The 22,347-nt window shown below is 67.9% G+C and carries 25 protein-coding genes; 14 read left to right on the top strand and 11 right to left on the bottom strand.

Going from position 1 to position 22,347, the window contains the following annotated elements; genetic code table 11:
- The 3 genes from DJ018_RS03600 to DJ018_RS03590 all read right to left on the bottom strand — a co-directional run bounded on the left by DJ018_RS03600 (window position 1) and on the right by DJ018_RS03590 (window position 1,940).
- Window positions 1–204, bottom strand: a complete 204-nt coding sequence (locus DJ018_RS03600) for a hypothetical protein (RefSeq protein ID WP_133254209.1) — start codon at window positions 202–204, stop codon at window positions 1–3.
- 47 nt (window positions 205–251) lie between these two features.
- Complete coding sequence (locus DJ018_RS03595) at window positions 252–1,265, bottom strand: ligase-associated DNA damage response exonuclease (protein WP_111513506.1); 1,014 nt, start codon at window positions 1,263–1,265, stop codon at window positions 252–254.
- 294 nt (window positions 1,266–1,559) lie between these two features.
- Entirely contained in the window at window positions 1,560–1,940 is a 381-nt protein-coding gene (locus tag DJ018_RS03590; RefSeq protein ID WP_111513505.1) for a hypothetical protein, read from the bottom strand.
- A gap of 102 nt (window positions 1,941–2,042) precedes the next feature.
- Here DJ018_RS03590 and DJ018_RS03585 point away from each other — a divergent pair, with 102 nt between their 5' ends.
- Window positions 2,043–3,722 (top strand): lysine--tRNA ligase, encoded by a 1,680-nt coding sequence (locus DJ018_RS03585; RefSeq protein ID WP_111513504.1) that lies wholly within the window; start codon window positions 2,043–2,045, stop codon window positions 3,720–3,722.
- On the opposite strand, the gene DJ018_RS03580 is transcribed toward DJ018_RS03585, so the two are convergent.
- Both DJ018_RS03580 and DJ018_RS03575 read right to left on the bottom strand, forming a co-directional pair.
- On the bottom strand, window positions 3,719–4,675 hold the full coding sequence (locus DJ018_RS03580) for an amidohydrolase family protein (protein WP_165842785.1): 957 nt from the start codon (window positions 4,673–4,675) through the stop codon (window positions 3,719–3,721). The genes DJ018_RS03585 and DJ018_RS03580 overlap by 4 nt on opposite strands.
- 68 nt (window positions 4,676–4,743) lie before the next feature.
- Window positions 4,744–5,901, bottom strand: coding sequence for a catalase family protein (locus tag DJ018_RS03575; protein WP_111513502.1), 1,158 nt, complete (start codon window positions 5,899–5,901; stop codon window positions 4,744–4,746).
- Window positions 5,902–6,097: 196 nt separating this feature from the next.
- On the opposite strand from DJ018_RS03575, the gene DJ018_RS03570 reads away from it, so the two are divergent.
- The 11 genes from DJ018_RS03570 (at window position 6,098) to DJ018_RS03520 (ending at window position 15,515) form a co-directional block, all read left to right on the top strand.
- A complete protein-coding gene (locus DJ018_RS03570; protein WP_111514660.1) occupies window positions 6,098–6,577 on the top strand; it encodes a MerR family transcriptional regulator in 480 nt (159 codons plus the stop codon).
- 49 nt (window positions 6,578–6,626) lie between these two features.
- The gene (locus DJ018_RS03565) at window positions 6,627–8,414 is read left to right on the top strand and encodes an acyl-CoA dehydrogenase C-terminal domain-containing protein (RefSeq protein WP_111513501.1); all 1,788 of its coding nucleotides are present in this window, start codon (window positions 6,627–6,629) and stop codon (window positions 8,412–8,414) included.
- A complete protein-coding gene (locus DJ018_RS03560; protein WP_111513500.1) occupies window positions 8,414–8,887 on the top strand; it encodes an OsmC family protein in 474 nt (157 codons plus the stop codon). Before DJ018_RS03565 ends, DJ018_RS03560 begins: the two co-directional genes overlap by 1 nt.
- Window positions 8,888–9,079: 192 nt before the next feature.
- Window positions 9,080–9,427 carry a DUF8200 family protein gene (locus DJ018_RS03555; protein ID WP_111513499.1) on the top strand — a complete coding sequence of 116 codons (348 nt, stop codon included), beginning with the start codon at window positions 9,080–9,082 and terminating at the stop codon, window positions 9,425–9,427.
- Between the two features lie 102 nt (window positions 9,428–9,529).
- Window positions 9,530–9,739, top strand: a complete 210-nt coding sequence (locus DJ018_RS03550; protein WP_111513498.1) for a DUF2093 domain-containing protein — start codon at window positions 9,530–9,532, stop codon at window positions 9,737–9,739.
- A 192-nt stretch (window positions 9,740–9,931) separates the two neighbouring features.
- Complete coding sequence (locus DJ018_RS03545) at window positions 9,932–10,486, top strand: F0F1 ATP synthase subunit delta (RefSeq protein WP_111513497.1); 555 nt, start codon at window positions 9,932–9,934, stop codon at window positions 10,484–10,486.
- Window positions 10,487–10,490: 4 nt separating this feature from the next.
- Window positions 10,491–12,023, top strand: a complete 1,533-nt coding sequence (atpA, locus tag DJ018_RS03540; RefSeq protein WP_111513496.1) for a F0F1 ATP synthase subunit alpha — start codon at window positions 10,491–10,493, stop codon at window positions 12,021–12,023.
- Between the two features lie 31 nt (window positions 12,024–12,054).
- Complete coding sequence (locus DJ018_RS03535) at window positions 12,055–12,924, top strand: F0F1 ATP synthase subunit gamma (RefSeq protein WP_111513495.1); 870 nt, start codon at window positions 12,055–12,057, stop codon at window positions 12,922–12,924.
- A gap of 16 nt (window positions 12,925–12,940) precedes the next feature.
- Window positions 12,941–14,476: a F0F1 ATP synthase subunit beta gene (gene atpD / locus DJ018_RS03530; RefSeq protein WP_111513494.1), complete on the top strand. Its 1,536-nt coding sequence runs from the start codon at window positions 12,941–12,943 to the stop codon at window positions 14,474–14,476.
- A gap of 6 nt (window positions 14,477–14,482) precedes the next feature.
- Window positions 14,483–14,752: an ATP synthase F1 subunit epsilon gene (locus DJ018_RS03525; protein ID WP_111513493.1), complete on the top strand. Its 270-nt coding sequence runs from the start codon at window positions 14,483–14,485 to the stop codon at window positions 14,750–14,752.
- 79 nt (window positions 14,753–14,831) lie between these two features.
- Window positions 14,832–15,515: a hypothetical protein gene (locus tag DJ018_RS03520; protein ID WP_111513492.1), complete on the top strand. Its 684-nt coding sequence runs from the start codon at window positions 14,832–14,834 to the stop codon at window positions 15,513–15,515.
- A gap of 145 nt (window positions 15,516–15,660) precedes the next feature.
- On the opposite strand, the gene DJ018_RS03515 is transcribed toward DJ018_RS03520, so the two are convergent.
- From DJ018_RS03515 to DJ018_RS03500, 4 genes are read right to left on the bottom strand one after another with little or no spacing between them, the layout of a single operon-like run.
- Window positions 15,661–16,419, bottom strand: a complete 759-nt coding sequence (locus DJ018_RS03515) for an alpha/beta fold hydrolase (protein ID WP_111513491.1) — start codon at window positions 16,417–16,419, stop codon at window positions 15,661–15,663.
- A 10-nt stretch (window positions 16,420–16,429) separates the two neighbouring features.
- A complete protein-coding gene (locus DJ018_RS03510) occupies window positions 16,430–16,924 on the bottom strand; it encodes an RNA pyrophosphohydrolase (protein WP_111513490.1) in 495 nt (164 codons plus the stop codon).
- Window positions 16,921–18,033, bottom strand: coding sequence for a divergent polysaccharide deacetylase family protein (locus DJ018_RS03505; protein WP_111513489.1), 1,113 nt, complete (start codon window positions 18,031–18,033; stop codon window positions 16,921–16,923). The genes DJ018_RS03510 and DJ018_RS03505 overlap by 4 nt, the downstream gene beginning before the upstream one ends.
- Before the next feature lie 43 nt (window positions 18,034–18,076).
- Complete coding sequence (locus tag DJ018_RS03500) at window positions 18,077–18,472, bottom strand: winged helix-turn-helix transcriptional regulator (RefSeq protein WP_111513488.1); 396 nt, start codon at window positions 18,470–18,472, stop codon at window positions 18,077–18,079.
- A 93-nt stretch (window positions 18,473–18,565) separates the two neighbouring features.
- Here DJ018_RS03500 and DJ018_RS03495 point away from each other — a divergent pair, with 93 nt between their 5' ends.
- The gene (locus DJ018_RS03495; protein WP_205853738.1) at window positions 18,566–19,672 is read left to right on the top strand and encodes an NADH:flavin oxidoreductase; all 1,107 of its coding nucleotides are present in this window, start codon (window positions 18,566–18,568) and stop codon (window positions 19,670–19,672) included.
- Here DJ018_RS03495 and DJ018_RS03490 read toward each other — a convergent pair.
- Entirely contained in the window at window positions 19,669–20,292 is a 624-nt protein-coding gene (locus DJ018_RS03490) for an acetoacetate decarboxylase family protein (protein ID WP_111513486.1), read from the bottom strand. The genes DJ018_RS03495 and DJ018_RS03490 overlap by 4 nt on opposite strands.
- Window positions 20,293–20,350: 58 nt before the next feature.
- On the opposite strand from DJ018_RS03490, the gene DJ018_RS03485 reads away from it, so the two are divergent.
- On the top strand, window positions 20,351–20,815 hold the full coding sequence (locus DJ018_RS03485; protein ID WP_165842784.1) for a DUF417 family protein: 465 nt from the start codon (window positions 20,351–20,353) through the stop codon (window positions 20,813–20,815).
- Between the two features lie 62 nt (window positions 20,816–20,877).
- Here the strand turns inward: DJ018_RS03485 and DJ018_RS03480 are convergent, their stop codons facing one another.
- Window positions 20,878–22,269 (bottom strand): S41 family peptidase, encoded by a 1,392-nt coding sequence (locus DJ018_RS03480; protein ID WP_111513484.1) that lies wholly within the window; start codon window positions 22,267–22,269, stop codon window positions 20,878–20,880.
- Window positions 22,270–22,347: the final 78 nt, after the last annotated feature.

The following is a 22,347-nucleotide window of genomic DNA, read 5'->3' as shown; positions in this document are numbered from 1 at the left end:
TCACGCGCCTCCGGGGACCGCGCCCGGCACGTCCTGGCCGAAGTCGCCATCGCCCGGCATCGGGTCGGGGTTGTCGCCGCCGCCAGGCGGGGTGAGGCCGCCGCCCGTTCCCGGCGGCAGGCCGGCGCCGTCGGGACGGCTCATCGGGCCGCCGTATTCGTCGCCGCCGATCGGGCTGCCCATCGGGTTCACGGGTTCGGACATGGTCATGCTCCTTCTGTGGAGGCGAACGTCGGGCGTGCGCGCAAGGTTCAGTCCTCGTCCTCTTCCTCGTAGCCGACGAGGGCGAGGGCCCGGGCGGAAACGCCATGGAGTTCGGCCCAGCGGGCGAGGGCTTCCTCGCGGCCGTGGGTGATCCAGAGTTCGCCGGGGCGGATCTCGTCCACAGTGGCTGTGAGCTCGTCCCAATCGGCGTGGTCGCTGATGACGAGGGGGAGTTCGACACCGCGCTGGCGGGCTCGAGCGCGAACCTGCATCCAGCCCGACGCAAAGGCGGCCACCGGATCTGGGAAACGGCGGCTCCAGCGATCTTGCAGGGCGGACGGCGGGCCGATGATGATCTGGCCGGCGAACTCGTCCTTCTTGCGACCGGTGGTGGCGGGCGCGAGCGGACCCAAGTCCACGCCGTGTCGCTCGTAAAGCGCGTTCAGCCGCTCAAGCGCGCCGTGGACGTAGATGGTCTCATCCCAGCCCGCCTCGCGCAGGAGGCAGATGATGCGCTGGGCCTTGCCCAGGGCATAGGCGCCGATCATGTGCGCCCGCTCCGGAAACTGGGCGACGGACCGCAGCAGGCGGGCGATCTCGTCCTTGTCGTCCGGATGCTTGAACACCGGCAGGCCGAAGGTCGCCTCGGTGATGAAGACGTCGCAGGCCACCGGCTGGAAGGGCGGACAGGTCGGATCGCGCCGGCGTTTGTAGTCGCCGCTGACCACCATGGTCAGGCCCTTCCAACGGACGACCGCCTGGGCGGAGCCGAGGACATGGCCCGCCGGGACCAGCGTCACCTCGACCTCGTCGCGGTTCACCACTTCGCCGTACTCGGCCGGCTGCATGGCCTGGGCGAATTGGGCGCCGTAGCGCTCGCCCATGATGTCGAGGGTCTGGGGCGTGGCCAACACCGCGCCATGGCCGGAGCGAGCGTGGTCGGAATGGCCATGGGTGATGACCGCCCGGTCCACCGGCCGCACGGGGTCGATGTAGAAGTCGCCGGGGGCGCAATAGAGGCCCTCGGGTCTCGGGCAGAGCAGGTCCTGCGGACGGATCATCTCATTCCATCTGGGGCGGGGTCGGGCGGCGCAACCTTACAGAGTATTCATCTTGTGAATTCGGTGTCATGACGCAGCCTTAACGAGTATTCGCGGCGGCTGTTGCGTATACCAGCCTCATCGAGACGCCACCCGGCGCTCACCACACAGAACTCAGATGAGGCACGTCATGAACACCAACAATATGCTCGGCTTCGCCAACGTCACGCTCGCCGCCACCCCGCTGCTGGCGGTTGTGGTCTTCCTCACGAACCTGGCCCGCTAAGGGCCAGGTCCCCTTCAGGTCGCAGGCCCTTAAGTGGCGGCTTGGGCGTTCGCCCGCTTGTCGACCAGCGACTGGATGGCGATGACGGTGTCGATGATGGTGATCCCCGCCACCACGGCCGTCACCGCCGCCGCTATATGGCGCTTGGGGTTGTCGCGCCCCAGCGAGTTGCGCAGGGCGGCGAGGTCCATGATGTCCCCGCCCACCCGCGTCCAGAACCACGGGCCAGGCTTCACCGGCGACAGAAGGCCCGAACCCGAAGCGATCTCCCGCGCGCCAAAGGCGCTGACCGTCTGCTCGTCGGCCTGGAGGCCGAGCGTCTGAGACACGCGGCGCGGCGCGGCCACGGCCAGCACGCCAAGGCCGATGGAGAGCAGGCCCAGAGCCCGCTTGGCGATCGTCAGGTTCATCTAAAGCCCAGCTCCTTGAAAACCTTGGGCTAGACGTCCAGCGGAGCCGCAGGTTCCGAAAACGGCTTGAGCCCGAGCTTCCCGCAGCGTACTGGCGCCCCCATGCTGCAAGGACTTTCCCACCAGGCGCGCGAGGCCAAGAGCTGGCCGTTCGAACAGGCCCGCCTGCTGCTTTCCCGCGTGCTCCGCCTGCGTCTGTCCGACGCCGAGCGCGATCTGGCTTTTTCGCTGATCAACGAGGGCAAGGCGGCCGAGGCGGTGGCCCAGTTCCCGCAGCTCCTCAAACCCGTCGTTTTCCAGTGCGGCTATGGCGCCAGCGGCCTGCCGCACATGGGCACCTTCGGCGAGGCCGCGCGCCCGACCATGGTGCGCACCGCCTTCCGCGCCCTGACCGAGGACGCCATCCCCACCAAGCTGATCGTCTTCTCCGACGACATGGACGGCTTGCGGAAGATCCCGGACAACGTGCCCAACCGGCACATCCTGGAAGAGGACCGCGACAAGCCGGTCACCGCCGTGCGTGACCCCTTCGGCGAGCACGAGAGCTTTGGCGCGCACAACAACGCCCGGCTGCTCGCCTTCCTGGACGGCTTCGGCTTCGATTACGACTTCTATTCCTCGACCGAATGCTACAAGTCCGGCCGGTTCGACGAGGTGCTGCTGCGCGTCCTGGCGCGCTTTGACGCCATCCAGGCGATCATGCTGCCGACCCTGGGCGAAGAGCGCCGGGCGACCTATTCGCCGTTCCTGCCGGTCAGCCCCAAGAGCGGCAAGGTCCTGCAGGCGCCGACCGTCGCGCGCAACGTGGAGAAGGGCACCATCACCTTCCCCGACGAAGACGGCGAGTTGACCGAAGTTCCAGTCACCGGCGGCCATGTGAAGCTGCAGTGGCGACCCGACTGGGCGGCCCGCTGGACGGCGCTCGAGGTCGACTACGAGATGAGCGGCAAGGACCTGGTCGACAGCGTCCGGGTGTCCAACAAGGTGTGCAAGGCGCTGGGCGGCGAGCCGCCGGAGGCCTTCCACTACGAGCTCTTCATGGACGAGAACAACCAGAAGATCTCGAAGTCCAAGGGCAACGGCCTGACCATGGAGGAGTGGCTGCGCTACGGCACGCCCGAGAGCCTGGCCTACTACATGTACCAGAGCCCGAAGTCGGCCAAGCGGCTGTACTTCGACGTCATCCCGAAGGCGACGGACGAGTACCTGCAGCAGCTGGACGCCTTCAACCGCGCCCGGGGCGAGAGCGAGAAGCCGGCCATCGACAATCCGGCCTGGCATGTCCATCGCGGCGCCCCGCCGGAAGCGGGCTCGCCGGTCAGCTTCTCCTTGCTCCTGAACCTGGTCAGCGCGGCGGACGCCTCGACGAAGGAGATCCTCTGGGCCTTTATCGAGCGCTACATTCCCGGCGCGAACGCACAGAGCGAGCCGCTGCTCGACAAGCTCGCGGGCTATGCGATCAACTACTACGAGGACTTCGTGAAGCCCTCGAAGAAGTTCCGCCTGCCGACCGACCAGGAGCGGGCGGCCATGGAAGACCTGGTGGCGCGGCTCAAGGCGCTGCCCGCTGGGGCCGATGCCGAAGCGATCCAGAACGAAGTGTTCGACGTGGGCAAGACCGCCGGGTTCGAGCCGCTGCGCGCCTGGTTCGGCGCTCTCTACGAGGTGCTGCTTGGCCAGGCCACCGGACCGCGGTTCGGCTCCTTCGTGGCGATCTTCGGCGTTGACCGCACTTTGGCTCTGATCGAGCGGGCGCTCGCGGGCGAACTGGTTGCGGCCTAGCGGGTGAAGCGCAGGCGGTTGCCGGCGATCACGCGCGCCTCCGTCTCGCTCAGCCCCGCCTTGGTGCGGAAGATGGTCCAGGCGTCGCTGAGGCTCGGCGCGCCCGGCGCGGCCATGTCCGATCCGAACAAAATGCGCTTGGGGCCGAGCTGTCGGACCCGCCGGCCGGCGCGCGCGCCTTCCTCCGGCGTGCTGTCGGCCACGAGGATCGTGGCCATGTCGAAGTAGAGGTTGCGCAGTCGCGGATCGCCGCGCTCGGCCGCGACGGCGAAGACGCCCATCACCTCATCCGCCTGTTCGGGGTAGCCGGGACCCGCGCCGCCGAAGTGGGCGACGATGATCTCCACGTCGGGCGCTCTTGGGACCAGGCGATCCAGGAAGATCTGGGCGTCCGGCGCGCCGAAGTCCTTTCCGCCCCTAGCTCGCATGTGGATCAGCACGGGCGCGCCGCGCCGCTGAAGAAGCGCGAACACCTCTTCCATGCGCGCGACGTGATCTGGGTCGCGCAGGGTGACACCGCTGTTGCCGAGGTGCAGCTTCAAGCCGCGCATGCCGGGCAGGCTAAGGCAGCGGTCGATCTCGGACAGCGCCTCCGGCCGCAGCGGATTGACCCCGCAGAAACCGATCAGGCGGCCGCCGCTGGCGACCACCTGCCGTGCCGTCCAGTCATTCTCCGCCCGGGTCAGGCCGGCAGGGTCGGGCAGTTTCTTGCGCTCGTCCGAGAAGCTGTAGCCCATGGACAGCGCCACCGCCTTTTCCATGCCGGCCGCATCGAGCCGCGCCACCAGCGCCTGGCCGTCCATCTCGGGGAACTTCACGATCGGCGCGAAGGCCGGGCTGACGAGGTGCTGGTGGTAGTCGATGCGCGGGGTTGCGGGCCCGGAAGCCCCACCGAGGGAAGCGCAGCCGCCAAGGCCGGCAGCCAGAGCCAGCATCGCGAATGGAAGTCTCATCACCAGCCCCGTCCCGTCGATGCTGCAGCTTCGCCGCGACGAGGGCGCGGGGTCGAGTGAATTCCCTTTCATCTACGCAAGGTTAGCCGCTCAAGATCGAGCTTGGCTGGGGCTTGGACGTCGACCGCGTTGCGCTGCCCTCGAGCCCCGCATGATTCCGAATAGCTGAGCTGGCGCAGACGCATCAGGGCGCCCAAAGGACGATGCGCCTCTAGACCATTCCACGGCGAGAAGCCGATCCGTGCATCCAGCTCAGGCGAGTGCTGTTCATCCCAAGCGGCTTGCGGCCCGACCTGCAGTTCAGCCACTTCGAAGAACGGGCTGCTTGCCTCGTCCCAATCGTCGGCCCCGTCCTCAATGGGGTTTGACCGCAGATCGCGGCAGAGTTGGACGGCGAGGCTCCAGGCGCCGCCGCAGCGTTGCATGGTCCTGCTGATCGCCTCACGGACCGCATCCTCGCGGTCGCTATCCGCCACCGGCGCGTCCCAAAGGCCCCGCAGTTCCGGAGAGGCTGGAACAAGGGCGAACTTCGCGGCGTGATCTCCGAAACGGATGGGCAGTTGACTGTGGAAGGCGTCTCCCAGTGGATGGGTCAGCGGCTGTCCGCCGACGGCTTTCAGCTCCGGACTTTCTCGCCCGAACCGCTCCAGCAGCTTCTCGGCGCGGCGGGTGAGGTGTGACGCAAGGATCTTCGCGCCTGCGCCCCGCTCGGCCACGCGGCTAAGCCGCCGCAAAGCCCAAAGAAAAAGGCGGGCGTTCCGGCCATTGAACGTTCGGCTGTTGGCGAGCACGAAGTCCTGGCTACCTGCCTCCGGTGCGCCAGCGAGGCGCGGCCCGTGAACGTCCAGAACCTTGATGGCGCAGCCTCGAGGCAGAGACACGGCCTCCGGCAAGATGTCGCCGGCCAAGCTTGAGACCCGCATCAGGCAAGGATGTTCGCCGGGGAACGCGAACAGACCCTGAGCAAGCCACGGCGGCAGGTCCGGCCGCACATTCAGCCGCCCGGCGATGAGCCCCAAGCTCTTGGCGTGGACGCCCCTGAATGCTTGCCCGCGTCGCTCCCACGTTTGTCGGGCGATCTCCTGAACGACGTCCGACAGCGCCCGGGCGAGCTGGCCCTCGTGCTTCCCGATCTGCTCAAGGTCTGGGTGGAACAGCAGGGGCGGCGCGAGGCCGTGCGGGGCGTCACGCCAATCGAGAACCTGAGGCAGCCGGTGTGGATCCACCTGCGTCCAACGCGGCAGGGCTCCAGGCTTTCCACCGGTCGCCTTTCGAGCGGCTTTTGCGTGCCCGTAGGCGCCGGAAGCCGCCGGTGTGCGTTTCCTTCGCGGCAGGCCGCTACGTCAGCACATTCCCTTGACGTAAACGGAAGCTGGCGTTTAGCTGCCGGCCCGATTGCATCCCATGGCCGAGGAGCACGTCATGTCGACGGACCTGCGCCGCCCGAACCGCACCTTCACGATCCGCCAGCTCTGCATGGAGTTCGGCTGCACGCCGCGCGCCCTGCGGTTCTATGAGGACAAGGGGCTGCTCGCCCCCGCCCGCGAGGGGCTGAACCGCGTCTACTCATACAAAGAGCGGGCGCGCCTGCAGCTGATCCTGCGTGGCAAACGCGTGGGCCTGTCGCTGGCCGAGATCCGTGAGATCCTGGATCTCTACGACGTCGGCGACGGCGGCCTGCAGCAGGCGGCGCGGTCCTTGCGCAAGTTCCGCGAGCGCATCGTCGCCTTCGAGCAGCAGAAGCTCGACATCGACAACGCGATCGAAGAGCTGCGCGCGGGATGCGAGGCGCTGGAGAAGCGCCTGAAGGAGACCCGCCCCGACCTGCTGCCCCAAGCGGCGGACTACGACCAGATGCTGCGCCGCCGCCTGGGCGACGTGGAGCACGCTGACGTGAAGTAGGCGTCGTCCACCGCCCTCAAGTTCCTGACCTTTAAGACCGGAAGCCGCCATGCCCTATAAGCCGCCCGTCCGTGACTACGCCTTCCTGCTGCGCGACGTCCTGAAGCTGGAGCAGTACGCCGACCTGCCGGCGTTCGCCGATGCTTCCATGGACGTGGTGGACCAGATTCTGGAGGAAGCCGGCCGCTTCACTGGCGAAGTCCTGGCCCCTCTGAACAGCGTCGGGGACAAGACCGGCTGCACCTGGAACGAGGACCACACGGTGGTCACCCCGCCAGGATTCAAGGAAGCCTACGCCCAGCTGGTGGAAGCCGGCTGGCCGGCGCTGGGCTCGGACCCGAACTACGGCGGGCAGGGGCTGCCGCACGTGGTCAACATCGCGTTCTCGGAAATGTCGTCCGGCGCCAACATGGCCTTCTCCATGTACCCGGGCCTGACGCATGGCGCCTATTCGGCCATCCATGTGGGCGGGTCGGACGAGCAGAAGCAGCTTTACCTGCCCAAGCTGGCGTCCGGTCAGTGGGGCGGCACCATGAACCTCACCGAGCCGCACTGCGGCACGGACCTGGGCCTGCTGCGCACCAAGGCGGTTCCGCAGGGCGACGGGACCTACAAGATCAGCGGCCAGAAGATTTGGATCTCGGGCGGCGAGCACGACCTCACCGAGAACATCGTCCATCTGGTGATCGCGCGGATCGAAGGGGCGCCGGCCGGCACCCGCGGCATCAGCCTGTTCATCGTGCCGAAGTTCATCCCTGATGCGGACGGCAATCCGGGCGAGCGCAACAGCGTCTTCTGCGACGGCCTGGAAGAGAAGATGGGCATCCACGGCAACGCCACCTGCGTGATCCGTCACGAGGAGGCGACCGGCTGGCTGGTGGGCGAGGAGAACCGCGGCCTGGCCCTGATGTTCGTGATGATGAACGAGGCGCGGATCGGCGTCGGCCTGCAAGGCGTCGCTCAAGCCGAAGCCGCTTATCAGGCCGCGGCCGAGTTCGCTCGGGATCGCCTGCAGGGCCGCTCGCTCACCGGTCCCAAGAACCCTGAAGGTCCGGCCGACCCGATCATCGTCCACCCGGACGTGCGCCGCATGCTGATGGACAGCCGCGCGGTGATCGAGGGCGGCCGGGCGTTCCTGGCCTGGACGGCGCTGCAGGGGGACCTGGCGCACGCCAGCCCCGACGAGGCCGTTCGCCAGAAGGGCCAGGACTACATGGCGCTGATGACGCCGGTGGTGAAAGCCTTCCTGACCGACCGCGGCTTCAAGGTTGCGTCCGACGCCATGCAGGTGCACGGCGGCTCCGGCTTCACCGAGCACTTCCCCGTCAGCCAGTACCTGCGCGATGTGCGGATCGCCCTGATCTACGAAGGCACCAACGGGGTGCAGGCGCTGGACCTCGTTGGGCGCAAGCTGGCGGCCAACGGCGGCCGCGCGGTGATGACCTTCTTCGCCGAGCTCGACGCCTACATCGGCGAGAACGAGGCCGACCCGCAGCTGAAGCCTTTCATCGACGGGCTCGCCAAGGCCAAGGGCGAACTGCAGGAAGCCACCATGTGGCTGATGCAGAACGGCCTGGCCAATCCGGACAACGCCGGCGCGGCGTCCACCGACTATCTGCAGCTCTTCGGCCTGACCGCGCTGGCCTACATGTGGGCTCAAACCGCCAAGGCGGCCCAGGCTAAGATCGCGGCCGGCGACGCCGACCCGTTCTACGCCAACAAGGTCACGGTCGGCCGCTACTACGTCGAGCGGATCCTGCCGGAAACGGCGGCGCACCTGGCCAAGCTCAAGACAGGCGCCGAACTGATGATGGCCCTGCCGGCCGAGGCGTTCTGATGGCGACTTACCGGGCGGTCGTCGACTGGGCTTTGCAGGCGGGGGAGGACTTCCCCGCCGGCCGTTACAGCCGTGGCCACTCGGTGAGGTTCGAAGATGGGCCGCAGGTGCCGGGAACGGCGTCCCGTCACGTCGTCGGCAACAAGTGGGCGGCGCTGGGGGCGGTGGATCCGGAGCAGATGCTGGTGGCCTCCCTCTCGGCCTGTCACATGCTGACCTTCCTGCACATGGCCCGCAACGCCGGCTTCGTGGTCACCGCCTATCGCGACGACGCGGCAGGGATCATGGAGAAGAACGAGACTGGGCGCCTGGCGGTGACGCGCGTCACGCTGCGGCCGCAGATCGCTTATGCGGGCGCCGCGCCCACGCCGGAGCAGGCGGACCACCTTCATCACCTCGCTCACGAAGAATGCTTCATCGCCAACTCGGTGAAGACCGAGATCGTGGTGGAAGAGGTACGGGCGAGCGCCTGAGGCGCGAAGCGCCGGCACGCTGTTCTGCAGTTTTGCAGAGTCGCCTTGCATGATCAGGCGTAGCCGGGCAGAAGCGCCGCCGGCTATCTTGACGTTGCTCAGTTCGCGGCGCCGCCGGTGTGGACACAGGTTGCGGATCGCGGGCAGGGCGCCGAGCCGTCGTCAGTCACCTCCCCGACCTGGAGACCACCCATGAAGCTTCAGACCCTTGCGGCCGCCTGCGCCGCTCTCGCCGCCCTGTCCGCCTCCTCGGCCTTCGCCGCCGACGCCGTGACCGCCAAGCTCGAGAAGCCGGTGGCCGCCAAGACCAAGTTCATCGCCGGCGGCGCCATGTTCCAGTGCGAAGCCGACGCCTGCGTGGCCGCGGCCCCGACCACCCGCACCTTCGGCGTGGCCACCTGCAAGACCATCGCGCTCAAGGCCGGTCCGGTGGCGGCGTTCTCCTCGTCGCGCGCCGCCCTCGAAGCCGAGCAGCTGGCCGAGTGCAACAAGACCGCCATCGCCCGCGCCAGCGCCACCACGCAGCTGGCCGGCAAGTAAGTTTCTCCCGGCGTCCATCGGACGCTTGCCTCGACGGGCGCCGGCTTTCGCGAGCCGGCGCCCGCTTTGTTTCCGTGCGCTCGGCTCTCTATATGAGCCCCCATGGCGCTCGATGATCAGCAGGCCGTCCTCGACTACGGCACCCCCGACTTCGATGTGGTGAAGCCCGGCGCCTATGTTCTGTGCGCCGTCACCGGAAAGCGCATCCCGCTGGATCAGCTGCTTTACTGGAGCGTCGAGCTGCAGGAAGCCTATGCCGGAGCCGCCGAACTGACGGCGCGAATGAAGCAGCTTGGGCGCACGGCGCCCTAGCTCTTCGCCCATTGTCGCGGCCCCTTCGGTTGCCGCGCCCAAATCATAGTGCTATCAGGCGCGCGGCTTAGGGGCAGGGGTCGTTCAGGCCCTTGTTCCCGCTGTGCTTTTCCGAAGCCTTTATAAGCCTTTACCGCGTCGCTGCGGACTTGTTCCGCTAGCGGCTATCCGACACGCACCGGGCGACAACAAGTGGCGAACGATTCCCAGGCGTCGAATGTGGGTGGCAGGTATGCCCAAGCCCTCTTCGATCTTGCCAACGAACAGAACCAGATTCCGGCGGTCGAGGCCGACCTGAAGTCGTTGAAGGCCGCCCTGGCCGACAGCCGTGACCTGCGCGTCCTGCTGGCGTCGCCGCAGTTCGGCTCGGACGACAAGGGTCGTGGCCTGGCGGCCATCGCCGCTCAAGCCGGCTTCAACCCGACGACGCGCAAGTTTCTCGGCCTGCTTGCGGCCAACGGACGCGCTTCGGCCCTGCTGGATGTGATTGTCGGCTTCGAGCGCCTATCTGCTCAAGCGCGCGGGGCGATCTCTGCGCAAGTGACCACGGCCGTGCCGCTCAGCGCCGCGCAAGCCAAGGGCGTCGCCCAGGCCCTGCGCCAGGCGCTCGGCAAGGATCCTGAGATTGAGACCCGCGTCGATCCCGCCATCCTCGGCGGCATCAAGGTGCGGGTCGGTTCCCGTCTGTTCGACGCTTCGCTGAAGTCGAAGCTCGACTCCCTGAAATTCGCCCTCAAGAGAGCGTAAGATTATGGACATCCGCGCCGCCGAGATCTCGGCCATCCTCAAGTCGCAGATCGCCAACTTCGGCGAAGAAGCCGACGTTTCCGACGTCGGCTCGGTGCTGTCGGTTGGTGACGGCATCGCCCGCATCTACGGCCTCGACAACGTGCAAGCCGGTGAAATGGTCGAATTCCCGGCCGCCGGCGTGAAGGGCATGGCCCTGAACCTCGAGCGCGACAACGTCGGCGCCGTGATCTTCGGCGAAGACCGCGCCATCAAGGAAGGCGACGAAGTCCGCCGCCTGGGCGAAATCGTGGACGTGCCGGTCGGCAAGGGCCTGCTGGGCCGCGTCGTGAACCCGCTGGGCGAGCCGATCGACGGCAAGGGCCCGCTGTCCAACGTGGCCGAGCGTCGCCGCGTGGACGTGAAGGCCCCGGGCATCATTCCGCGTAAGTCGGTGCACGAGCCGGTGCAGACCGGCCTGAAGGCCATCGACACCCTGATCCCGGTCGGCCGCGGCCAGCGCGAGCTGATCATCGGCGACCGTCAGACCGGCAAGACGGCCGTCGCCGTCGACACCATCCTGAACCAGAAGCAGGTCAACGCCGCTGGCGACGAAAGCCAGAAGCTGTACTGCATCTACGTCGCCATCGGTCAGAAGCGCTCCACGGTCGCCCAGATCGTGAAGACGCTCGAAGAGCGCGGCGCTCTCGACTACACGATCATCGTGACGGCCACGGCTTCCGAGCCGGCCCCGCTGCAGTTCCTGGCCCCGTTCGCCGGCTGCGCCATGGGCGAGTGGTTCCGCGACAACGGCATGCACGCCGTGATCATCTATGACGACCTGTCCAAGCAGGCCGTCGCCTACCGCCAGATGTCGCTGCTGCTGCGTCGTCCGCCGGGCCGCGAAGCCTATCCGGGCGACGTGTTCTACCTCCATAGCCGCCTGCTGGAGCGCGCCGCGAAGCTGAACGCCGACAACGGCTCGGGCTCGCTGACCGCCCTGCCGATCATCGAGACGCAGGCCAACGACGTGTCGGCCTACATCCCGACCAACGTGATCTCGATCACCGACGGCCAGATCTTCCTCGAGACCGATCTGTTCTTCCAGGGCATCCGCCCGGCGGTGAACGTCGGCATCTCGGTGTCGCGCGTGGGCTCCTCCGCCCAGATCAAGGCGATGAAGGTCGCCGCCGGCCCGATCAAGGGCGAGCTGGCGCAGTACCGGGAAATGGCCGCCTTCGCGAAGTTCGGCTCCGACCTCGACGTGGCGACCCAGCGCATGCTGGCCCGCGGCGAGCGCCTGACCGAGCTGCTGAAGCAGCCCCAGTACTCGCCCTTGTCGGTGGAAGAGCAGGTCGTGTCGGTTTACGCCGGCACCCGCGGCTACCTCGACAAGGTCCCGACCGCCCAGGTCGGCCGGTTCGAGACCGAGCTGCTGAGCCACATGCACGCCCAGCACCAGGACATTCTCGACACCATCCGGACCGAGAAGGACCTGAAGAACGTCGAAGCCCGGCTGAAGGACGTCCTGAACGCCTTCGCGTCGAACTTCGCCTAAGCCCGCCGCGCCGAGGAGAGAGTAGCAGGCGATGGCCAGCCTCAAGGAGATGCGCAATCGGATCGGAAGCGTGAAAGCCACGCAGAAGATCACGAAAGCGATGCAGATGGTCGCGGCGGCCAAGCTGCGGAAGGCGCAGGACGCCGCCCAGAACGCGCGGCCGTACGCCGAGCGCATGGGCTCCGTCATCGCCAACCTGGCGGCCGGCGTGTCCGGCGGCGACGCGCCCCGCCTGCTGGTGGGTTCGGGTTCGGACCGCCGCCACCTCGTGGTGGTGGCGACCTCCGACCGGGGCCTAGCCGGCGGCTTCAACTCCTCGATCGTCCGTGCGGCGCGCGAGCGGATCAACGCGCTTCTGAACGAAGGCAAGGACGTCCGCGTCCTGACCGTCGGTCGCAAGGCGCGTGACCAGCTGCGCCGCCTGTACGGCGACCGGTACGTCGGCTCGATCGAAGCCGGCGGCAACCCGTCGCTGGAAGTGGCCGAGCAGATCTCCGCCCGCGTGCAGGAGCTGTTCGAAAGCGGTGAAGTGGACGTCGTCACCCTGATGTTCAGCCGCTTCCGCTCGGTGGTCAGCCAGCAGCCGACCGCCCTGCAGCTGATCCCGGTCGAAGTGGGCGCCGCCACGACGCAGTCCGAGAGCACGGCTCCCTACGAGTACGAGCCGGACGAGCAGGCGATCCTCGAGACCCTGCTGCCGCGCAACATCACGACCCAGATCTTCTCCGCGATGCTGGAGAACCAGGCTGGCTTCTTCGCCGCGCAGATGACCGCGATGGACAACGCCACCCGCAACGCCGGCGACATGATCGCCAGCCTCACCCTGCAATACAACCGCTCACGCCAGGCGCAGATCACCAAGGAGCTGATCGAGATCATCTCCGGCGCCGAAGCGCTCTAGTCCGAAAGAGCCCGAAATGTCTGAAGCCGCTGTCGCCAAGAAGCCCGCCCGCCGGACGCCTGCGAAGGCCAAGGCCTCCGAGATCCCCGCCACCGTTCAAGGCGTGGCCAAGGGTCGTATCGTCCAGGTCATCGGCGCCGTCGTCGACGTCGAGTTCGAGGGGCACCTGCCGGCCATCCTGAACGCGCTGGAAACCTCCAACACCGACCAGCGGACCGGCCAGCCGTTCCGCCTGGTTCTGGAAGTCGCTCAGCACCTTGGCGAGAACACCGTCCGCACTATCGCCATGGACACCACCGAAGGCCTGACGCGCGGTCAGCCGGTGGTCGACACCGGCGCGGCCATCACGGTTCCGGTCGGCCCGGCTACCCTGGGCCGCATCATGAACGTCATCGGCGAGCCGATCGACGAAGCCGGCCCGATCAGCGCCGAGCAGTCGAGCGTGATCCACCGTGAGGCGCCGTCCTTCGACGAGCAGTCCACGACTCCGGAAGTTCTGGTCACGGGCATCAAGGTCATCGACCTCCTCTGCCCCTACACCAAGGGCGGCAAGATCGGCCTGTTCGGCGGCGCCGGCGTCGGCAAGACCGTGACGATGCAGGAGCTGATCAACAACATCGCCAAGGCGTACGGCGGCTACTCCGTGCTGGCCGGCGTGGGCGAGCGGACCCGTGAAGGGAACGACCTCTACCACGAGATGATCGAGTCCAACGTGAACGTGGACCCGAAGGCGAACAACGGCTCCACCGTCGGCTCCAAGTGCGCCCTCGTGTACGGCCAGATGAATGAGCCCCCGGGCGCCCGCGCCCGCGTGGCCCTGACCGGCCTGACGCAAGCCGAGTACTTCCGCGACGTGGAAGGCAAGGACGTGTTGCTGTTCGTCGACAACATCTTCCGCTTCACCCAGGCGGGCGCTGAAGTGTCGGCTCTGCTGGGTCGTATCCCGTCGGCGGTGGGCTATCAGCCGACGCTGGCGACGGAGATGGGCAACCTGCAGGAGCGCATCACCTCGACCAACAAGGGTTCGATCACCTCGGTGCAGGCCATCTACGTGCCCGCCGACGACCTGACCGACCCGGCTCCGGCCACCTCCTTCGCCCACTTGGACGCGACGACCGTTCTGAGCCGCGACATCGCGGCCCAGGCGATCTTCCCGGCCGTGGACCCGCTCGACTCCACTTCGCGGATCATGGACCCGCTGGTGATCGGCGAAGAACACTACGCCGTGGCCCGCCGCACCCAGGAAATCCTCCAGCAGTACAAGCAGCTGAAGGACATCATCGCGATCCTGGGCATGGACGAGCTGTCGGAAGACGACAAGCTGATCGTCGCCCGCGCCCGCAAGATCCAGCGCTTCCTGTCGCAGCCGTTCCACGTGGCCGAGCAGTTCACCAACACGCCCGGCGCCTTTGTCGAGCTGGCGGACACCATCCGCTCGTTCAAGGCGATCTGCGACGGCGAGTACGACCACCTGCCCGAGCCGGCCTTCTACATGGTCGGTTCGATCGAAGAAGCCGTCGCCAAGGCTGAAAAGCTGGCGGCGGAAGCCTAAGCGCCGATGGCCGCCAAGCTCCACTTTTCGCTGGTCTCCCCCGAGCGCGAGCTGTTCTCGGGGGACGTGGATCAGGTCGACGCGCCGGGGTCGGAAGGCGACTTCGGCGTGCTCGCCGGGCACGCGCCGTTCATGACCGCCCTCAAGGAAGGTCAGGTGCGCGTGTACGACAATGGCCGGATCCGGACCTTCAACGTTCGCGGCGGCTTCGCCGACGTGACGGGTGAAGGGCTGACCATCCTGGCCGAGCATGCTGTCGAGGCAGCTGAAGCCTAGTCGCAGGATCGCCGCGATCAGGCCTTGCGCCTGCCGCGGCGGTTCAGTTTGATGCCGCGCGTAGTCAGGGGATCCTTCCATGCGTAGTGCTTTCGCCACTCTGATCGTCGCCGCCGGCCTCGCCACCGCGGCCCAGGCCCAGGCCCAAGACCCGGCCGCCCAGGCGCCCGCCGCGGCCGCGCCGGTGCAAGCCGCGCCCGCAGCTCCGGCTGCCCAGGCCGCTCCGGCCGCTCCCGCCACGCCGGGCGCGCCGCAGGCCGCCGCGGTGGGTGAGAACATCACCCTGCCGACCAGCGGGATCGGCGCCACCGTGCTGAACGTGATCGAGAAGGTCTGCGTCCCGATCGTGCGCGGCCAGAGCCTCGACACCGTGGCCAAGGCCCAGGGCTGGAAGCTGAACAAGCGCGAAGGCAGCTGGTCCATGCCGCTTGGCGGCGAGAAGGCTCACCAGGTCATCATCTTCGCCCAGAACTCGAACAAGACGGTCTGCCAGGGCGAGATCCGCTATCCGATCGGCCAGGACGAAGAGCTGTTCAAGGCGGTCAACGTCTGGTCGGCGCTCCACCAGCCGCAGCTGCAGATGCAAGCCAACTACGTCGCGGTCGATCCCGACGGCGTGAAGCGCGTCCGCCGCTCCTGGGAGTACTACGACCAGCGCACCTCGACGGCGGTGAACATCTCCACGATGAAGAAGCCGGACGACAGCCCGCTGGGCAAGAACTACGACGCGGCGGCGATCTTCTACCAAGAACGCACGTTCTGATGATCCTCAGGGGCGCGGGGGACACCTACGCCCTCTAAGGTCCGCACCGAATGCCAGGCCGCTTTGGGAAGGCTCCCGGAGCGGCCTTTGCATGTCTGGAGGCCGGGGAAATGCGCCTGGGCCGGAGGGGAGCTCGACCAGCGCCCTACGCTGCGGCGCGTTCCTGGCCGGCCAGCCAGCTCAGCACATCGTCCGCCACCGCTTCCCAGCCGGCTTCCAGGAAGGGCCAGTGGCTCTTGCTCGCCAACACGCGCAGGTCGCCCCCGATGCGGGCGGCGGTCTGGCGGACGGTCGCCGGCGGATGGACGCGGTCCTGATCGCCCACCAGCACCAGCGACGGAGCGGACGCTCCAGCGCCGAGGCTGGTGGTCATGAAGGGGTCGAGCCACCAGTTCAGCGTCTCGCTCAACGCCTTGGCGCTCTCCCGCCGCATTCGTGCGATCAGGGCCCGGGCGTCGGCCTTGCTGACCTTGTCGAGGCTGAACCGGCGCATGATGTCTGCGTCCGGCTCCATGGCCCCGGTGGGGAATGGTCCCAGCATCTGGACGCCGAAAGCTGTGGCGGCCTCTTCCATGGAGAAGCCGGTCACCCCCCACGGCGCGGAAGGGGCGAACAGCACCAGCGCGCGAACCGGCGTGCGGCGCGCCGCCATAAGCGCGACGAGACCGCCCAGCGAGTGACCTACCAACACAGGCGGCGCGCTCTGGCGGGCGCAGGTATCCGCGACCGCGTCCGCATAGTGGCGCATGGACAGGCCGCAGACAGCGTCCGGCGGATCCGTCGCGGCATGGCCCGGCAAGTCGGGCGCGGCCACCGTCCAGCCAGCCTGCTCGAACGGGCGGCGGAACCGCTCGAAGGCCCAGCCGCCGCAGAAGGCGCCGTGCACCATCACCATGGAGCTCATCGGGCGCGCCTCACTGCCCGGCTTGCGGCCACGGCGCGGCGAGATCGGCGAAGGCGGTGACCACCTGCTCATACGCGGCGCGCTTGAACGGCACGATTAGACCGGGCGTCTCGGCCAGCCAGCCCCAACGCCAGGTGTCGAACTCCGGCTCGTGGTGGGCGGCGAGATCGAACTCAGCGTCGTCTCCATCGAAGCGGTAGGCGAACCAGACCTGCTTCTGGCCCTTGAAGCCGCGCCAGGCCTTCGAGCCGCCCATGTTGGGCGGGAAGTCGTAGGTGATCCAACCCTCGGTGCGGGCGAGGTAGCTCACCGTGACCGCGCCGGTCTCCTCGGTCAGCTCACGGCGGGCGGCGGTCTCGAAGTCCTCGCCGTCGTCGATGCCCCCTTGCGGGAACTGCCAGTTGTAGGGACCTGGCGCGCCGCGGCGGCGGCCCAGCCACACGCGGCCATCGGGGTGAAACAGCACCACGCCCACGTTTGGGCGGTACCCGGAAAGCTCACTCATTTTCGCGTCGCCAGCGCCGAAACCGGCGCCAGCTGATAGCCTCTCTTCTCAACCTCGGATGTCCAACGCGCGACCATCTCCAGGGTTACCGGGTAGGCGAAGCCGGCGCCGAGCGCCTGACCGTGTTGCAGCGCCTTGGTCTCTAGCGCAAGCAGCTGCTTCTCGATGGCCGGGCGGCTGAGGGAGTCATCCACCACCCGATCTGCGGTCGCCCGCGGGATGCCGCCGGTCTTGCCCGCAGCTGCGCCGTCGTCAACGAAGCCAAGTCCGCGGCTGCGCAGACCGCCGGCGAAGGCGTCGTAGGCCCGCGCGTCGCCCAGGAAGCGGGAGCCCAGATAGTTCGACAGGCCGAAGTAGCCGGTGGCGCGCGACAGCACCCACTCCAGCCGCTTCACCGTCTCGGGGCCCTGCGCGTCGGCCATGAGCGTGTAGGGGCCCGGATCGTTGTCCGGGTAGTCCGCGGGCTCCATGGGCGTCTCGAGCAGCACCTCGTGGCCATGGGCTCGAGCCATGTCGATCCAGCCCTGCAGCCCCTCGGCGTAGGGTGTGAAGGACAGGGTGACGACGCCGGGCAGGGTCTCGATGGCCTGGCGGGTGGCGCGCGCGTTCAGCCCCAGGCCGCCGACCACGATCGCCACCTTGGGCTTCCCGTTGGATGTGAACGGCCGGGCATAGGCCTCGAACGGCGTGCGGCCGTCGGGCGCGATAACCGGCAGGGGACCGCCCGGGCCAGGCGCGAAGAAGCCGGCGATCGGCGCCGAAGCGAGTGGTCCGGAGGCGGCGGGCTTCGGCAGGCGCGATGCGCCCGCCGCTGCGAGTGGTGCGCCGACGGCTTCTCCAGGCCGTTCAGTCAGCCGGATAATCTGGTCGGACAGCGCAACGCCGTGGTTGGGGCGAAGCATCTCGCGCCAGCCCTGCGGTGCGGCGTCGCCGACCGGTTCGAGTGCGAGGCGCACGGGCTTGGGTCCGACGGGTCCGATCAGCGCCACGACGGCTGCGAGAGCGCCGGCGAAGAGGGCTGCGGCGCCGATGGGAGCGAGCTGACGGGGGCTCAGGAGAGCCTTGAGGTCCGGACCGCGCGGCGCGCTCAGCCGGGGAAACGCAATCATGGCCACCCTGGGACTCCTTCCAGCAGAAGGTCCGGGAATATGGTTAACGAACGGCTTCTTCCCGGCGTGCGTCAAAGGCGGCGCGGGCGGCTTCCACCTGAGGCAGGGCCTCCAGGGTCCAGCGGTAGAGCGCCTTGAATGGCACCTGCAGGGTTCGGCCGAGCGGCGTGATCTCGTACTCCACGCCGATCGGCGAGACCGGGATCACTCGCCGCGAGACGAGGCCGTTCCGCTCAAGCCGTCTCAGGCAGTCCGTCAGCGCCTTTTGGGTCACACCCTCGAGCTGGCGCTTGATGCCGTTGAATCGCATGGGCCCAGGGTCGAGCACGGTCAGCACCATCATCGACCATTTGTCAGCAATCTGGTCGAACAGCAGGCGGCTTGGGCACTCGACGGAGAAGTGCTGGCGGCCCGCCGCGAACACGTCGGTTTCGATCATGATACCTAGTGTATCCTAGGTGTGTTCTTGACGCCAGGTATAGAGCATATACCTGAAGTGCTCCTTTGTGAGCGGAGCTTTCGCATGTCCCATATTTCCACCGACGTTCTGTTCCGACCGCTGAAGCTGAAAGGCGTCGAGCTGAAGAACCGGATCGTCATGGCCCCGATGACGCGGTCCAAGGCGCCGGGCGGCGTGCCGGGCGCGCTGAACGCGGCGTACTACCGCCGGCGGGCAGAAGGCGACGTCGGACTGATCCTCTCCGAGGGCACGGTGGTAGACCGGCCGGCCTCGCGCAACGAACCCGGCATCCCCTTTTTCCACGGCGGGGCGGCGCTGGCCGGTTGGAAACAGGTAATCGATGCCGTGCATGAGGCGGGCGGGCGCATGGGGCCGCAACTTTGGCACACCGGCTCGACCATCAGCGGGACCTGGGTTCCGGACGCGCCGGTGGAGAGCCCCTCAGGCCTGCTGGCGCCGGACCAGCCGCGCGGCGTGGCCATGAGCGAGGAAGACATCGCGGACACTGTGGCGGCATTCGCCCGGGCCGCGGCCGACGCTCGTCGCCTGGGCTTCGACGTCGCGGAAATCCACGGGGCGCATGGCTACCTGATCGACCAGTTCTTCTGGCCAGGGACGAACCAGCGGCAGGATCGCTGGGGCGGGGCGACCATCAAGGAACGCTCGCGCTTCGCCGCCGAGGTGGTGGCCGCGATCCGGGCCGCCGTGGGTCCGGACTTCCCGCTGATCCTGCGTGTGAGCCAGTGGAAGCAGCAGGATTTCGCAGCTCGCTTGGCGACCACGCCGCAGGAAATGGCCGACTGGCTGCAGCCTCTGGTCGATGCCGGCGCGGACGTGCTGCACTGTTCGCAGCGCAGGTTCTGGGTGCCCGAATTCCCTGAGTTGGACGGGGAGGCGGGTCTGAACTTCGCCGGCTGGGCCAAGAAGCTGACCGGCGCGACGACCATCAGCGTGGGCTCCGTCGGCCTATCCGGCGAGTTCATCGCCGCCTTCTCCGGCGAAAGCTCGCAGGTGGCGAGCCTGGATGGCCTCATCCAGCGGATGGAGCGCGAAGAGTTCGATCTGATCGCCGTGGGCCGGGCCTTGCTGGTCGACGCCCAATGGGCCGCCAAGGTGCAGGCGAACGACACCGCCTCTCTGAAGGCGTTCCACGCGTCTGCGCTTGGCGAACTGGCCTAGGACGCGCGCCCGAAGCGAACGCGGGCGCGGGCGAGCCGGCCAGCCAGCAACGGCTGCCGGCCGTCGAGGAAGCTGATGGGACCCGCGGCGCGCCACTCGCCGCGGGCGACGCCCGGCCAGCCCGTGATCCTCGCCGGGGTCAGCACCGAAGCGCTCTCGCCGGGTTGCGCGATGGTGAGGCGGAAAGGAAGCGGCAGCGGCAGCGGCAGAGCTCGTTCAGGGCGAAACACCGCAAGCCGCTCCCCGCTCCGGTCGCTTGCGGCGAAGGCAGATCCTTCTGCGAAGCGAGCAATCGCCTTCGGGATCGCCCACAGAGTGCGCGCGCCTGTCTTGGAGGCTTCGCTGTCGACCCAGATCCACGGAATGGTCACAGCCAAGGTGGATCCACGTCGCACCAAGACGCCGACCGCGAGTTCGTCATAGGACAACACGCCGGGCGGGCGGTAACGCGCCCAGAAGCCGCCCACCACCAGCCGACCCGCCACGTGGACGGGCGCGAAGCCCTGCGGCGGATCGAAATCCAGTTCGTCCCGCGGGATCAGCCACACCGACAGATAAGCCTCGCCCGACAATCGCCAGGGGGGCGGTGGGAACGCGGGGCTTGCAGCGGCGCTTTGCATGCGCTCTGGCAACCCCGCGGACTCCGCGCGGTTCCGCCTACCTTCAGGAGTCGCCCGCTTGTCCCGTCGATCCGCCGCCGCCGGCCTGGAGGCTTTCGCTGTTCGTGCGCTCTGGCCTGTGATCGCCGTCTTGTTCCTGGGCATCGGTTTGCAGAAGCTGACGGCCTACGAGGCCTTCGCCGTGGCGCCCATCGCCCGCACCAGCCCATTCCTCGCCTGGATCTATGACCTCGCTGGCGTCCGCAACGCCAGCCGCGTCTTCGCCGCGATCGAAGTGCTGATCGGCGGCGGGCTGCTGATGGGCTTCGTTCGGCCTGGGCACATCGCGGCCAAGCTGGCTTCCGTGGGCGCGGCGGTGACGGCCTTCATCACCTTCGCTTTCCTGTTCACGGCGCCGGGCGTCCTGGTCAAGGAGCGCGGGCTCACCCTGCTGTCGCTGGAGGTGGGGCAGCTCTTCCTGAAGGACCTTGTGCTTCTCACAGCCTGCCTTGTGCTGGTCGGCCAGAGCTGGCGCTCTCGCTGAGGGGCAAAGCAAAAGGGCGGCTGTCGCCAGCCGCCCTCCCGATATTATCTTCGACCTGAGGCCTACTTGGCGACCTGCGGCGGCTTCACCTCGGCGACGCGAGACTTCGAGCCTACCACCTCGGCCAGCTTGGCGGCCGGCTTCGGCAGCTTAGGCGTCGCCGCCACCGAGCCGTAGCGCAGCACTTCGGCGGCGCGGGTCAGCTGGAAGTCCTTCTTCGTGTCGAAGCCCTCCGGCGGCGCTTCGGCGGGTTCGTGGGCGCCGCGGCGCACCTTGCCCTCGTCGGCGTTGAGCGCGTTCTTGAACGAGGCTTCCGAGAACTGGAAGGTCCGGTTGGCGATCGCCTGGGCTTCCTCGCGGGTGGACGCCACTTCCAGGTCCGGTTCAATCCCGGTCTTTTGGATGGAGCGGCCCGATGGCGTGAAGTAACGCGCCGTGGTGAGCTTCAGCGCGCCGTCCATGCCGCCGCGCAGCGGGATCACCGTCTGCACCGAGCCCTTGCCAAAGCTGGTCAGGCCGACGATCTCGGCGCGCTTGCGGTCCTGCAGGGCGCCCGCGACGATCTCCGCCGCCGACGCCGAGCCAGAGTTGATCACAACCACCATCGGCATGCCGCCGGTGATGTCGCCCGGACGGGCGTTGTAGCGTTCCACGTCCCGCGGATCGCGGCCGCGCTGGCTGACGATCTCGCCGCCCTCCAGGAAGAGGTCGGACACCGCCACGGCCTGGTCGAGCAGGCCGCCGGGGTTGTTGCGCAGGTCGAGGATCAGCCCCTTCATCTTGGGGTTCTTCGCCTTCAGCTCAGCGAAGGCGGCCTCGGCCTCGTCGGTGGTCTTCTCGTTGAAGCTGCCGATACGCAGCACGCCGTAGTCGCCTTCCACGCGGGTCGAGACGATCTTCGGCTTGATGACTTCGCGCACCAGAGTGACGTCGAACGGATCGGCTTTCTCGCGGGCGATGGTCAGGGTGACCTTCTCGCCAGGCTTGCCGCGCATCTGCTTGACCGCGTCGTTGACGGTGAGGCCGAGCACGCTTTCGCCGTTCACGGCGGTGATGTAGTCGCCGGCCTTCAGGCCCGCAGCGGCGGCGGGCGTGCCGTCCATCGGCGAGATGACCTTGACCACGCCCTCTTCGCTGGTGACCTCAATGCCCAGACCGCCGTACTCGCCGCGCGTCTGGTCGCGCATGTCGTCAAAGCTTTCCGGGTCGAGGTAGCCGGAGTGCGGATCGAGCGAGGTGAGCATCCCGTCGATCGCCGACTGGATCAGCTTGGTGTCGTCCACGTCCGTGACGTACTGCCGCTCGACGGTGTCGAGCACGTCGCCGAATAGGCCGAGCATCCGGTAGGTCTTGGCTCGCGGTTGGGACGAGGCCAGCGCCTGCTGGCTCACATAGGCCATGGACCCTGCGCCGAGCACAAAGGCCGAAACGCCGATCAGAAGGTACTTCTTCATCGCCTGCCGTAGGCTCCTCTGCGGCGAACGCCGCCTGGTGACACTGGGCCCCCGGGAGCGCCGACCACGCGCTCCGCC

This window comes from Phenylobacterium deserti (assembly GCF_003254705.1).
Classification (GTDB): Bacteria; Pseudomonadota; Alphaproteobacteria; order Caulobacterales; family Caulobacteraceae; genus Phenylobacterium; species Phenylobacterium deserti.
Note: the sequence above shows the minus strand (reverse complement) of the source record. Positions and strands in the feature narration are given on the sequence as shown.

Excerpts from the sequence above, each read along its gene's own strand:
- DJ018_RS03520 (WP_111513492.1), top strand. The coding sequence starts at position 14,832 with ATGCGTAGTGCTTTCGCCACTCTGATCGTCGCCGCCGGCCTCGCCACC.
- DJ018_RS03535 (WP_111513495.1), top strand. The coding sequence starts at position 12,055 with ATGGCCAGCCTCAAGGAGATGCGCAATCGGATCGGAAGCGTGAAAGCC.
- DJ018_RS03505 (WP_111513489.1), bottom strand. The coding sequence starts at position 18,033 with ATGATTGCGTTTCCCCGGCTGAGCGCGCCGCGCGGTCCGGACCTCAAG.
- DJ018_RS03590 (WP_111513505.1), bottom strand. The coding sequence starts at position 1,940 with ATGAACCTGACGATCGCCAAGCGGGCTCTGGGCCTGCTCTCCATCGGC.
- DJ018_RS03510 (WP_111513490.1), bottom strand. The coding sequence starts at position 16,924 with ATGAGTGAGCTTTCCGGGTACCGCCCAAACGTGGGCGTGGTGCTGTTT.
- DJ018_RS03555 (WP_111513499.1), top strand. The coding sequence starts at position 9,080 with ATGAAGCTTCAGACCCTTGCGGCCGCCTGCGCCGCTCTCGCCGCCCTG.
- atpA (WP_111513496.1), top strand. The coding sequence starts at position 10,491 with ATGGACATCCGCGCCGCCGAGATCTCGGCCATCCTCAAGTCGCAGATC.
- DJ018_RS03560 (WP_111513500.1), top strand. The coding sequence starts at position 8,414 with ATGGCGACTTACCGGGCGGTCGTCGACTGGGCTTTGCAGGCGGGGGAG.
- DJ018_RS03500 (WP_111513488.1), bottom strand. The coding sequence starts at position 18,472 with ATGATCGAAACCGACGTGTTCGCGGCGGGCCGCCAGCACTTCTCCGTC.
- DJ018_RS03595 (WP_111513506.1), bottom strand. The coding sequence starts at position 1,265 with ATGATCCGTCCGCAGGACCTGCTCTGCCCGAGACCCGAGGGCCTCTAT.
- DJ018_RS03550 (WP_111513498.1), top strand. The coding sequence starts at position 9,530 with ATGGCGCTCGATGATCAGCAGGCCGTCCTCGACTACGGCACCCCCGAC.
- DJ018_RS03570 (WP_111514660.1), top strand. The coding sequence starts at position 6,098 with ATGTCGACGGACCTGCGCCGCCCGAACCGCACCTTCACGATCCGCCAG.
- DJ018_RS03490 (WP_111513486.1), bottom strand. The coding sequence starts at position 20,292 with ATGCAAAGCGCCGCTGCAAGCCCCGCGTTCCCACCGCCCCCCTGGCGA.
- DJ018_RS03600 (WP_133254209.1), bottom strand. The coding sequence starts at position 204 with ATGTCCGAACCCGTGAACCCGATGGGCAGCCCGATCGGCGGCGACGAA.
- DJ018_RS03480 (WP_111513484.1), bottom strand. The coding sequence starts at position 22,269 with ATGAAGAAGTACCTTCTGATCGGCGTTTCGGCCTTTGTGCTCGGCGCA.
- DJ018_RS03580 (WP_165842785.1), bottom strand. The coding sequence starts at position 4,675 with ATGAGACTTCCATTCGCGATGCTGGCTCTGGCTGCCGGCCTTGGCGGC.
- DJ018_RS03525 (WP_111513493.1), top strand. The coding sequence starts at position 14,483 with ATGGCCGCCAAGCTCCACTTTTCGCTGGTCTCCCCCGAGCGCGAGCTG.
- DJ018_RS03515 (WP_111513491.1), bottom strand. The coding sequence starts at position 16,419 with ATGAGCTCCATGGTGATGGTGCACGGCGCCTTCTGCGGCGGCTGGGCC.
- DJ018_RS03585 (WP_111513504.1), top strand. The coding sequence starts at position 2,043 with ATGCTGCAAGGACTTTCCCACCAGGCGCGCGAGGCCAAGAGCTGGCCG.
- atpD (WP_111513494.1), top strand. The coding sequence starts at position 12,941 with ATGTCTGAAGCCGCTGTCGCCAAGAAGCCCGCCCGCCGGACGCCTGCG.
- DJ018_RS03565 (WP_111513501.1), top strand. The coding sequence starts at position 6,627 with ATGCCCTATAAGCCGCCCGTCCGTGACTACGCCTTCCTGCTGCGCGAC.